This window comes from Janthinobacterium sp. TB1-E2, from assembly GCF_036885605.1.
In the GTDB taxonomy this organism is placed as follows: Bacteria; Pseudomonadota; Gammaproteobacteria; order Burkholderiales; family Burkholderiaceae_D; genus Janthinobacterium; species Janthinobacterium aestuarii.
The window spans coordinates 3,736,649-3,748,500 of record NZ_CP142523.1; the positions used below are offsets into that span (position 1 = coordinate 3,736,649).

Below are 11,852 nucleotides of genomic sequence, written 5' to 3' on the forward strand. Positions count from 1 at the left end.
CTCCATTATTTTTTGAATTTATTTTTTTCAACGCCTGTCACCAAAGGCCTGCATGCAACGAATACCTGTAAGCGAACACCTGCATGGCACGGAATTGCGGCTGCATGGCTTGATGCTGCGCGGGCTCGATGGCGATGCGGCGGCCTACCGCAGTTTTTTGCAGGCAAGCAGCCAGCACTTGCGCGCGTTTTTCCGGCGCCGCCTGCTGCGCTGGCCGGACGAGGTGGAAGACCTGGTGCAGGAGTGTCTGCTGGCCATCCACAACCAGCGCTTGACGTATGACACGGGGGTGCCGCTGACGTCGTGGATCCATGCGATCGCGCGCTATAAGTTGATCGACTGGCTGCGCCGGCATGGGCGGCGCGAGGCACAGCACTTGCCGTATGACGAAGAAGATAGCGCGCAGGAACTGTTTTCCAGCGCCGATGCCGAGGCGGCCGAGGCCAGCCGCGACCTGGGCAAGCTGCTGGCCACCTTGCCGGCGCAGCAGCGCGACGCCATCGTGCATACCAAGCTCGACGGCTGGTCCGTGCGCGACACGGCCGCGGCCATGCAGATTTCGGAAGCCAGCGTCAAAGTGGCAGTACATCGCGGCTTGAAGGCACTGGCAGCCAACTTGAGGATAACGACACCATGAAAACCGATGACTTGATATCCATGCTGGCCAACGGCCCCGACGTGGCAGCCGCCCCGCCCCCGGGCACGCACTGGCGTGCCGCGTCCACGTTGGGCGCCGGACTGCTGGCCAGCGTGACGCTGATGGTCATGCTGCTGGGCGTGCGGCCCAATTTGGAACAGCTGGCCCTGCTGCCCGACTTCTGGATCAAGGTCGGTTTCGTCATCTGCCTCTCCCTGGCGGCCTGGCACGTCAGCCGCCGCCTGTGCGTGCCGGGCGCCGCCACGCGCGCCCTGCCCCTGCTGCTCGCCATGCCGCTGCTGCTGATGTGGGCGCTGGGCGCCATCATCCTGCAGGCAGCCCTGCCCGAACAACGCGCCGAGCTGTTCTGGGGCGCCACCTGGCGCAGCTGTCCCTTGCTCATCGCCCTGCTGTCGCTGCCCATCCTGGCCGCCGTGCTGCGCCTGATGCGCCAGCTGGCGCCCACGCGCTTGCGCCTGGCCGGCGCTGCCGCCGGGTTTGCCGCCGGCGCCATGGCGGCCCTCGTGTACTGCCTGCACTGCCCCGAGCTGGCCGCCAGTTTCGTCGGTTTCTGGTACGTGCTGGGCATGCTGGTGCCAACTGCCATCGGCGCGGCCATCGGCCCCAAAGTGCTGGCCTGGTAAGCACACTCTCCCCGCAAGCGGGACGCCGGTCAAGCGGGTTTCGAGCGTCTATCGTATCCATATCCGCATACTCACGCATTCCCACGTGCCCCGCGCACGCCTTCGCAAACGCCGCGACATAGCGCAACAGGCTATCGCCATCACTGGCGGCGGCGTCTCTTCTTGTCCACAAAATATTTTTTCTTACTGACGTGCAATATCCACGTAGATTCGACCTCGTGCGCCAGCCCCCTGACGATCGACGGCCGTTCATTCCGCTGCCTAAAAATAATTTGCAAGGAATGAATCCGATCGTGCTGGCGCCCCGTACAACTGATGCAGCCCCGTAATTCCCGCTAGTCCTACGTATGCACATAACAATCAGGGAGAATCGACATGTCATTGTTACACTCGAAAACCGCACTGGGCGCCGCCCTCCTGGGCAACCTGCTGGCCTTGGCGATCACGCCATCGGCCTTTGCCTCCAGCCACCGCGAAGCGCCGTTCATCACGCAAAACCCCAAGGTCGACGCCACCGACTTCTATATGTTCCGCAGCTATGAAACGGGGCGCGGCGCCTACACCACGCTGGTAGCCGACTATATCCCCCTGCAGGATGCCTACGGCGGGCCGAATTACTTCGCCATGGACCCGAACGCGCTGTACGAAATCCATATCGACAACAATGGCGACGGCAAGGAAGACCTCACCTTCCAGTTCCGCTTCACCAACACCATCAAGGATGGCCAGTTCACCGTGGGTGGCAAGAAAGTCTCGATTCCGCTCGTTATCAACGGCGGCGCCATCGATTCCGTCAACCCGGCCGGCCTGAACGTGCGCGAAACCTATAGCGTGACGGTGGTGCGGGGCGACCGCCGCACAGGCACGCGCAGCAGCGTCACGAATGCCACGGGCGGCGGCACGACCTTCGACAAGCCTGTCGACAATATCGGCAACAAGGCCATCCCCAACTACGCCGCGTATGCCGCGCAGCATGTGTACGCCGTCAACATTCCCGGCTGCGCCACGCCGGCGCGCCTGTTCGTCGGCCAGCGCAAGGACCCGTTTGTGGTCAACTTGGGCGAAACGTTCGACTTGATCAACATCAAGGCGCCAGCCACGGAGTTTGCCGCGAATGCGGAGTCGGCCGCAAAGGATGACCTGGCCAAGAAAAATGTCACGGCCATCGAGATGGAAGTGCCGACCGCCTGCCTCACGGCGGGCGCCGACCCCGTCATCGGCGGCTGGACCACGGCCAGCCTGCGCCAGGGACGCCTGCTGAACCCGACGCCGGGCACGGCCACGGCGGCGTCGAAGGAAGGCGGCGCGTGGGTGCAAGTGTCGCGCTTGGGCATGCCGCTGGTAAATGAACTGGTGATCGGCCTGAAGGACAAGGACCGCTTCAACGCCAGCAAGCCGTCGGGCGACGCGCAATTTGCCGACTATGTCACCAACCCGACAGCGCCGGCCCTGGTGGAAGTACTGTACGGCTCGGCCGGCGCCAAGGCGCCCACCAACTTTCCCCGCAACGACCTGGTCGCCACCTTCTTGACGGGCATCAAGGGCGTGAACCAGCCCGTCACCGTGACGGCATCGGAAATGCTGCGCCTGAATACGTCCATCGCCGCCACCAGCGTCGGTGCGCAGAACCGCCTCGGCGTCATCGGCGGCGATAACGCGGGCTTCCCGAACGGCCGCCGCCCTGGCGACGACGTGGTCGACGTCGTCCTGCGCGTGGCCATGGGCAAGCTGTGCACCCTGAACATCGGCTGCGCCCCGGCCGACGCTCCCGCCGGCGGCTTGCACTTCACGGATGGCGCCTTCCTCGACGAAACGTCGTTCACGGCAGGCTTCCCCTACCTGAAAAATCCCGTGGCCGGTTCGCCGCAGCTGTAACCAGGAGAACGTGATGAAAAAGCTCTATGTATGCAGCGCCCTGGCGCTCACGGCCCTGCTGGCCGGCTGCGGTGGCGGCGGTAGCAGCCACGGTGGCGATAATGGCGACGGCGGCGTCAATCCTCCGCCCGTCGTCCTGCTTGACGCATTTTATGTGGCCGTCAGCAACGTCATCCTGACCACCAGCGATGACAAGGATGGCGTCGGCATTGACGTCATCATGGCGACGTCTCCGGACAATACGGAGCCGGTGCCTCTGTAAGCCCCATCGGGCGCCGGGGAGTCAGCTCCCCGGCGCCTGTACCCATTCCCGTCGATGGCGTCCACGATGAAAACACCGATTTCCCTGCTGTGCGCCTGTTTGCCCTTGCTGGCATGGGCCGCGCCCTACACGCCAAAAGATGGCAGCGCCGTCATCGAGCAGCTGCCGCGCCGCGCCGACGCCACGCAGCTGGCCCTGCGCGGCCTGCGCCAGCAACTCGACGCCAAACCACAAGACCTGGCCCTGGCCAGCGGTCTGGCGCAGCGCTACATTGCCCTGGCGCGCAGCGACACGGATCCGCGCTACCTGGGCTACGCGCAAGCGGCGCTGGCGCCGTGGTGGCGGCAAGCGGCGCCGCCCGTCCCCGTGCGCCTGCTGCGCGCCACCATTTTGCAAAGCACCCACCATTTCGGCCCCGCGCTGCAGGATCTCGACGCCGTCATAGCGCAGGAGCCAGCCAACGGGCAAGCGTGGCTGACGCGCGCCACCGTGCTCACCGTGCAGGGCGACTATGCGAAAGCGACCGCCAGCTGCGCCCGGCTGTCCGCCTTGACAACGCAGCTCGTCACCGTCACCTGCCTTGCCAACATCGCCAGCGTCACGGGCCGCGCCGCCGCCAGCGAGCGTTTGCTGGACCTGACCTTGCAGCGTAGCGCCGGCGCGGCGCCCGAACTGGAAAGCTGGGCCGCAACCCTGCTGGCGGAAATGGCCACCCGGCGCGGAGAGTGGGCGCTGGCCGAAGCCCGCTACACCAAGGCGCTGGCCCAGCAGCCGCGCGACAGCTATCTGCTGGGCGCCTACGCGGATTTCCTGCTCGACCGGCAGCGCCCGCAGGAAGTCGCCAAGCTGCTGAAAGAGCAGCAGCGCATCGATGCCCTGCTGCTGCGCTACGCGCTGGCCCTGCAGGCGCTGCCCGGCCAGCAGCCCGCCTTCCTGGCGGCAAAAGCGGAGCTGGCGGCCCGCTTCAACGCCGCCATGCAGCGCGGCGACACCGTGCACCAGCGCGAACAGGCCCGCTTCGCCCTGTTTTTGCAGCAGGATGTTCCCGCCGCCCTGCAACTGGCGCAGAAAAACTGGGCCATCCAGAAGGAAGTGCCCGACATGCGCATCTTGCTGGAAGCATCGCTGGCCGCGCGCAACTATACGGCGGCACAGCCCGTGCTGGCCTGGATCGCGGCCAATGGCGTGGAAGACGTGGCCTTGCAGCGCCTCGTCAGGCAGCTGGGGCCACAGGATGGCGCAAAAATCAGTGCTGCGAAGAAGGCAGGTGTACTGTGAAGCGATACCTGTTCATCCTGCTGCTGTGCGCCTGGCTCTCTCCCGCACAAGCCCACAAGCCCAGCGACAGTTACCTGAGCCTGGAGGTCCACGGCCAGCAGATCGAAGGACAATGGGATATCGCCCTGCGCGACCTCGATTTCGCCATCGGCCTCGATGGCAACGGCGACGGCGCCCTGACCTGGGATGAAATCCGCGCGCGCCACCAAGCCATCGCCGCCTACGCGCTGCAGCGCCTGCAAGTGGCCAGCGACCAGGGCGCGTGCCCCTTGAAAGCCGTCGAACAACTGATCGACAACCATACGGACGGCGCCTACAGCGTGCTGCGCTTCCAGGCCAGCTGCCCCGGCGCCGCCCCTGCCAGTCTCGCCATCGGCTACACCTTGTTCGCCGACCTCGATCCGCAGCACAAGGGACTCGTCAAAATCGATAGCGGTGGCAATACGCAAACGGCCATCTTCGACCCGGACAGCCCGCGCCAGACGCTTTCCCTGGCCGCGCCCGACCGCCTGGCGCAGTTCGGCGCCTATGTGAAACACGGCGTCTGGCATATCTGGATCGGCTACGACCATATTTTGTTTTTGCTGTCCTTGCTGCTGCCGGCCGTGCTGCTGCCTCAAGCCCACCAGTCCACACGCTCAAACGTGCCGCAGAATCCGTTGCCCCCCGCAGCGGAGAGCCGGGGTCGGACCCGGCGGGTCCGACCCCAGGTCTTGAGCTGGGGGTTAAGAGGCGCATTCATCGACGTACTGAAAGTCGTCACCGCCTTCACACTCGCCCATTCCATCACCCTGACCCTGGCCAGCCTGTCGCTCATCTCGCTGCCATCGCGCTGGGTGGAATCGGCCATCGCCGCCTCCGTGATCCTGGCCGCGCTGAACAACCTGCTGCCGCTGTTCCGCGGCAAGCGTCCCGTGGCCGCCTTCGCCTTTGGCCTGATCCACGGTTTCGGCTTTGCCAGCGTGCTGCGCGACCTGGGCTTGCCGCAGGGTTCCTTGCTGGCCAGCCTGCTGGGCTTCAACGTGGGCGTGGAACTGGGACAGCTGGCCATCGTCGCCGCATTCCTGCCCGCCGCCTGGCTGCTGCGCAAGACGTGGCTGTACCGGCAAGTGCTGACCGTCGGCTCGCTGGCCATCGCCCTGGTGGCGGCCGTCTGGCTGGTGGAGAGAGTGGTCGACATCAAGCTGATTTCAAGCTGATGGCGTTGTTGGACAGCCACTAGCCGGCCACAAGCCAGCCACAAGCGCGCACAACCGGGCTACAATACGAACAATTCTCAATCGCATCAAGGCCTGTTTGTCCGCGGACCATGGCATGGAAAGGTTGCATGCTACGCCCCGAACTGGAACTGCATCGGCAAATCGAAGTGCTCTACAGCGACCACCACGGCTGGCTGCAGGGCTGGCTGCGCCGCAAGCTGGGCAACGCCTTCGATGCGGCCGACCTGGCGCACGACACGTATCTGCGCATCCTCGCGCGGGGCCGCGCGCCCGGGCGCGACGAATCACGCCAGCACCTGGCGCAGATCGCCAATGGCCTCGTGGTCGACCTGTTCCGCCGCCGGCATATCGAATCAGCCTACGCGGACGCCATCGCCGCGCAGCCGGAAGCGGCCGCACCCACGCCGGAAATGCGCGCGCTGATCGTCGAGGCACTGATGGAAATCGACGCCATCCTCGCCAGCCTGCCGCATAAAGTGCGCGACGCCTTCTTGCTGTGCAAGCTCGAAGGCATGGGCTACACCGACATCGCCGCGCGCCTGGACGTTTCCGTCTCGTCGGTGGAAAAATACATCGCCCGCGCGCTGCTGGCCTGCTGCGCGGCGCAATTCGCATGAGCTCCCAGCTGGACAGCGCCCCCATCGCCCCCGCCGCGCTGCAGCGCGCCGCCGAGTGGATGGCGCGGCTGTGGGCGGAAGACGCCAGCGCGGCCGATGCGGACGCCTGCGCCGCCTGGCGCGCCGCCCACCCCGAACACGAACGGGCCTGGGCCCGGCTGCAGCGCTTCGCCCGGCAATTCGACACTTTGCCGCGCGACGTGGCGCGCAGCGCCCTGGCGCCGGCGCCGCGCCATGCCGCCGGCCGCCGGCGCGCCCTGCAACTGCTGGGGCTGATCGCGGCGGGCGGGGGCACGGCCCTGCTGGCGCACGAAACGGACTTGTGGCAGAGCGCCGCCAGCGACTACCGCACGTCGGTCGGCGAGACGCGCACCATCGTGCTGGCCGACGGCACGCAAGTGGTGCTCGACACGGCCAGCGCCATCGACGTGCGCTACGGCGCTGGCGAACGGCGCATCGTGCTGCGCGCGGGCGCCATCCTCGTCACCAGCGCACATGAAACAGCGCCCGTCTACCGTCCGCTGCTGGTGCAAACGCCGCAAGGCACGGCCACGGCGCTGGGCACGCGCTTCAGTGTGCGCCTCGATGATGGCGAGAGCCGTGTCGCCGTGTTCCAGGGTACAGTCGCCCTGCAGCCGCTGCAGCCGATGCAGGACGGCGCCCCCTCGCTGCACCTGCAGGCGGGCCAGCAGGCTGGCTACACGCGCCTGGAAGTACAAGATGTGACGAACCTCGAAAACAGCGCCGCCGCCTGGACCGATGGCAGCCTGGTGGCAGAGCGCATGCGCCTGGACGAGCTGCTGGCCGAGCTGGGGCGCTACCGCCACGGCGTGCTGCGCTGCGACGAATCGATCGCCAGCCTGCGCGTGACGGGCGTGTATTCGCTGCGCGACACGGATCGCTCGCTGGCCAACCTGGCCGCCAGCCTGCCCGTGCAGCTGGTTTACCGCACGCGCTACTGGGTCAGCGTGGGGCCGCGCCAGGCCAGCTGAAAAAATAAGTGAAAAAACGTTGAGGGTTTTGGCTTTTCGTTCGGAATACGGGAAGAACCGATTTTTTCCCGCCACTTTCCAAGGATTTGCACCATGCCCCCTCGCCTGACCGCACCTGCGCACAAACTGCGTCCGTTCCCCCTCGCCGCCGCCATCCAGGCCCTGTTCCTCGCAGGCGCCGCCGTGGGCGCCGTCGCCGTCACGGCCCCTGCCGCCCACGCGCAGACGTTAGAGAGTACGCAAGCGAAGCGCCAGTACGCGGTGCCCGCCGGACCGCTGGAACGGGCCTTGACCACGTTCGCCAGCGCGGCCGGCGTGGAACTGTCGGCCGACGCGGCCCTGTTGCAGGGCAAGCGCAGCGGCGGCCTGGCGGGCAGCTACACGGTGCGTCAGGGTTTCGAGGAACTGCTGCGCGGCCAGGGCGTGCGCGTGGTGGCGGGCGCCAACGGCGCGTACGCGCTGCGGGCGGAGACTGCGCCGGCAGCCACGCCGGCCCAGGCCAGCACCACCCTGCCGGCCATCACCATCAATGCCAGCAGCGAACGCGAAACGGCGACGGGCCCCGTGCGCGGCTACGTGGCGCGGCGCGCCGGCTCGGCCACCAAGACGGATACGGCGCTCAATGAAAACCCGCAATCCGTGTCGGTGGTCACGGCCGATGAAATCAGCGACCGCAATGCCGAATCGCTCGACGAAACCCTGCGCTACACGGCCGGCGTGACGCCGAACCAGCGCCCGCTGGGCAGCGACGATTCCTCGCTGCTGCGCGGCTTCACCATCGAGACGAACGGCATCCTGCAAGATGGCTTGCGCAACTCGGGCCGCACTTTTGGCGCCTCGATCGAACCGTATGGCCTGGAACGCCTGGAAGTGCTGCGCGGCCCCGCATCCGTGCTGTACGGGCAGATTCCGCCGGGCGGCATGGTCAACGCCGTCAGCAAGCGTCCCAGCGCGGACGCCGTGCGCGAAGTGGGAATTGAGTACGGCAGCTACCAGCGCCGCCAGCTGAAAGCCGACGTGGGCGGCACCATCGACACGCCGGGCGCCTGGACCTTCCGGGTCGTCATGCTGGGCCGCGAAGCCCATACGCGGCTGGACCGCGACCGCGACAACCGCCTGTACTTCGCCCCCTCGCTCACCTGGCAGGCAGGCCCCTCCACGCGTCTGACCCTGCTGGCCCGCTACGAGCAGGACAACCAGCAGTACGCGTTCCCGAACCAGCTGCTGGTGCCTGGCCCGCGCGGCCAGGTCGACCCAAGTGTGAACCTGATGGGCGACGACAACCGCTTCAAGCGCCGCAATACCATGCTGGGCTACGAGTTCGAGCACACATTCAACGATACCTGGTCGCTGCGCCAGAACCTGCGCTATACGCGCCTGAAGAACGACCGCACGGACATGTTCCCCGGCGGTCTGAACGACGACGGTACCGTTGATCGATATTTCTGGCCCGTCGACACGGACTCGAAAAGCCTGTTCGCCGACACGCAGCTGCAGGCGCGGTTTGCCACGGGCGGCCTGACGCACCAGGTGCTGCTGGGCGTCGATTACGCGAACATCCGCAACACGGACGACTACCGCCACCAGCGGGGCTTCATCGAGCCGCTCGACCTGTACCAGCCCGTGTACGGCAAGCAGCCCCTGGTCCCGTCCAAGGCGCCCACGCGCGCCGATGCCCCTTCGCGCCAGCTGGGCCTGTACGCGCAGGATCAATTGAAATGGGACCGCTGGGTCGTCACGGCCGGCCTACGCCGCGACAAGGCCACGCAGTCGCGCGACGTCACGGACCTCAATACCGGCGCCGTCAAACCCGACTACCGCCAGTCGCCATCGGCCACCACGGGCCGCCTGGGCGCCGTCTACCTGTTCGATGACGGCTGGGCGCCGTATGTCAGCTATGCCACCTCGTTCTCGCCCGAACTGGGCACGATGATGGGCGGCGGCGCCTTGAAACCGTCGCGCGGCAAGCAGTTTGAAGCCGGAGTCCGCTACGAACCCGTGGGCCAGCGCGCCAGCTATACGGCAGCCGTGTTCGACCTGGTGCGCGACAATGTCTCCACGTCCGACATCGGCAATCCGGGTTTCCTGCTGCAGACGGGCCAGGTCAAGTCGCGCGGCGTCGAACTGGAAGCGCGCACGGAGTTCGCCAGCCGTCTGAGCCTGATCGCCCAATACACCTACCTCGATACGGAGGTCACAAAGAGCAACAATGGCGACCTGGGTTTGCAGCAAGCGGGCGCGCCGCGCCATAGCGCCTCGGCCTGGGCCCGCCAATCGTTCACGCTGGCCGGCAGCCTGCCCGCGTATGCGGCGCTGGGCATGCGTTTTCTCGGCGCCATGCGCTCGAATTCCGATGGCGAAAACCTGAACATCCGCAATGGCGGCATCACGCAGTGGGATGCGGCGCTGGGCGTGTCGCGCGGGCCGTGGCAGTTTGCCCTCAACGTCAACAATGTACTGAACAAGCAGACCCTGTATGACTGCGGCTACCTGCCTAACCTGTGCTACCGCAATGCCGAACGCACGGCCAACGTCAGCGCGATGTACCGCTTCTGATGCCATCGCTGCACATGCGCCCCGTCCTGGCGGCGCTGCACCGCTATGCCGGCCTGCTGATGGCCGGCTTCCTCATCGTGACCGGCGTGACGGGCAGCGCGCTCGCGTGGAAGGATGAACTGGAGGCGGCCATGCTGCCCGCCGTCTTCCGCGTAGCGCCGCCAATGCACGACGCCGCGCCGCTCGACGCCCTGCAGCTGCGCGAGACGATCGCCGCGCGCTTTCCCCAGGCGCAGGTCAGCTACGCGCCGCTGTCTGCGCCACAAGGCCACAGCATGGTGTTCTACCTGCGCCAGTCCGGCAATGCGCCGCTGGCCAGCGACGAAGTGTTCGTCGATCCCTACACGGGGGCCGTGCTGGGCCAGCGGCGCTGGGGCGAAATCAGCGAGGGCGCCATCAATCTGCTGCCCTTCATCGAACGCCTGCATTACGCGCTGGCGCTGGGGGACACGGGTTTACTGATGTTCGGCCTGATCGCCATCATCTGGACGGTCGACTGCTTCATCGGCGCCGCCCTGACTTTCCCCGCACGCCTGAAAAAACGCTCGCCGGGAACGAAACCGTGGCTGCTGCGCTGGCGCCCGTCATGGCTGCTGCGCCGCAACGGCGGCAGCTATAAACTGGTGTTCGACCTGCACCGCGCGGGCGGCCTGTGGCTGTGGGCCATGCTGCTGGTGTTTGCGTGGAGCGGCGTCGCCTTCAATCTGTACGGCGCCTATGCGGCCGTCATGCATCCGCTGTTTGCCCACCAGGGTGCCGAGGAAATCGTCGCGCGGCACACGCCGTCGCCGGGGCCGCAGCTGGACTGGCCCGCCGCGCGCACGCAGGGTCGCCAGTTGATGGACGCCCTGGCGCGCCAGCACGCATTCACCATCATCGAGGAAAACGCGCTGGCCCACGAACGCGCGCTGGGCGTGTACAGCTACAACGTGCGCAGCAGCCGCGACGTGCGCGCCCACAAGGGCCTGACCACCGTCTTTTTCGACGCGGCCAGCGGCCGGCAGCTGGCCACCTGGCTGCCCACGGGCGCAGCCAGCGGCGACACCATCCGCAGCTGGATCAGCGCCCTGCACATGGCCTCGATGTGGGGCTGGCCTTTCAAACTGTTCATTTGCGCCATGGGCGTGCTGGTGGCGGGCCTGAGCGTGACGGGCGTGCTGATCTGGCGCCGCAAGCGCCAGGGGCAAGCCAGGGCCAGGGCGCTAAGTCATTAGTCAGGGAAAGCCGATGAAGGCCACCGGCACGGCCTGTGTCAGCCACACGCCATTGTCGGACACGTAAAACACGTGGCCCTGCGCCAGCATGGCGGCCGCATCCACCGTCAGCACGACGGGCTTGCCGTGGCGCGCGCCGACGGCCACGGCCGTTTCGCGGTTGCTGGACAGGTGCACGTGGTTGCGCGATCCCGCCAGCAAACCGCCGTCGCGGATCGCGTCGACAAAGCGGCTGGCCGTGCCGTGGAACAGCATGGCGGGCGGCGTGGACGGTAGCAAGCCGATATCGACGGCGGACAGCGAATGCCCCTGGTTGGCACGGATGCGCAAGCCGTCGGCACTGATCGCGTAGCGCGTCTTGCTGTCGCGCATCACCACGTCATCCAATTGTTCCCGGGAAAGGCTGCGGCCATGTTGGGCCGCCAGCGCCAGCAACTGGCCGATGTCGGCCCAGCCCTGGGGATCGAGCGCGAGGCCGATTTTTTCGGGCGCATGGCGCAGGATGAGGGAAAGGAATTTACTGGTATTTACCAAATGATCTGTCATGCCGCAGTGTA

Annotated in this window: 11 protein-coding genes; 10 read left to right on the forward strand and 1 reads right to left on the reverse strand. The window is 66.6% G+C overall.

From position 1 onward, the window contains the following. Positions 1–52 precede the first annotated feature (52 nt). The 10 genes from OPV09_RS16665 (at position 53) to OPV09_RS16710 (ending at position 11,295) form a co-directional block, all read left to right on the forward strand. Positions 53–637: a sigma-70 family RNA polymerase sigma factor gene (locus tag OPV09_RS16665; RefSeq protein ID WP_219328919.1), complete on the forward strand. Its 585-nt coding sequence runs from the start codon at positions 53–55 to the stop codon at positions 635–637. Next, positions 634–1,281, forward strand: coding sequence for a DUF1109 domain-containing protein (locus OPV09_RS16670; protein ID WP_331776475.1), 648 nt, complete (start codon positions 634–636; stop codon positions 1,279–1,281). Before OPV09_RS16665 ends, OPV09_RS16670 begins: the two co-directional genes overlap by 4 nt. Before the next feature lie 375 nt (positions 1,282–1,656). Then, the gene (locus OPV09_RS16675) at positions 1,657–3,156 is read left to right on the forward strand and encodes a DUF4331 domain-containing protein (protein WP_338678821.1); all 1,500 of its coding nucleotides are present in this window, start codon (positions 1,657–1,659) and stop codon (positions 3,154–3,156) included. A gap of 13 nt (positions 3,157–3,169) precedes the next feature. Further along, positions 3,170–3,418: a hypothetical protein gene (locus tag OPV09_RS16680; RefSeq protein ID WP_072453485.1), complete on the forward strand. Its 249-nt coding sequence runs from the start codon at positions 3,170–3,172 to the stop codon at positions 3,416–3,418. 66 nt (positions 3,419–3,484) lie between these two features. Beyond that, positions 3,485–4,696 carry a tetratricopeptide repeat protein gene (locus tag OPV09_RS16685; protein WP_219328916.1) on the forward strand — a complete coding sequence of 404 codons (1,212 nt, stop codon included), beginning with the start codon at positions 3,485–3,487 and terminating at the stop codon, positions 4,694–4,696. After that, positions 4,693–5,895, forward strand: coding sequence for a HupE/UreJ family protein (locus tag OPV09_RS16690; RefSeq protein WP_072453483.1), 1,203 nt, complete (start codon positions 4,693–4,695; stop codon positions 5,893–5,895). Before OPV09_RS16685 ends, OPV09_RS16690 begins: the two co-directional genes overlap by 4 nt. A gap of 128 nt (positions 5,896–6,023) precedes the next feature. Next, positions 6,024–6,533, forward strand: coding sequence for a sigma-70 family RNA polymerase sigma factor (locus OPV09_RS16695; protein ID WP_338678822.1), 510 nt, complete (start codon positions 6,024–6,026; stop codon positions 6,531–6,533). Beyond that, on the forward strand, positions 6,530–7,525 hold the full coding sequence (locus tag OPV09_RS16700; RefSeq protein WP_338678823.1) for a FecR family protein: 996 nt from the start codon (positions 6,530–6,532) through the stop codon (positions 7,523–7,525). The genes OPV09_RS16695 and OPV09_RS16700 overlap by 4 nt, the downstream gene beginning before the upstream one ends. A gap of 93 nt (positions 7,526–7,618) precedes the next feature. Continuing rightward, on the forward strand, positions 7,619–10,081 hold the full coding sequence (locus tag OPV09_RS16705) for a TonB-dependent siderophore receptor (protein WP_338678824.1): 2,463 nt from the start codon (positions 7,619–7,621) through the stop codon (positions 10,079–10,081). Then, positions 10,081–11,295, forward strand: a complete 1,215-nt coding sequence (locus OPV09_RS16710) for a PepSY-associated TM helix domain-containing protein (RefSeq protein ID WP_338678825.1) — start codon at positions 10,081–10,083, stop codon at positions 11,293–11,295. Before OPV09_RS16705 ends, OPV09_RS16710 begins: the two co-directional genes overlap by 1 nt. Here the strand turns inward: OPV09_RS16710 and OPV09_RS16715 are convergent, their stop codons facing one another. After that, positions 11,296–11,841, reverse strand: coding sequence for an RNA 2'-phosphotransferase (locus OPV09_RS16715; protein ID WP_338678826.1), 546 nt, complete (start codon positions 11,839–11,841; stop codon positions 11,296–11,298). It abuts the gene before it with no gap. Positions 11,842–11,852 lie beyond the last annotated feature (11 nt).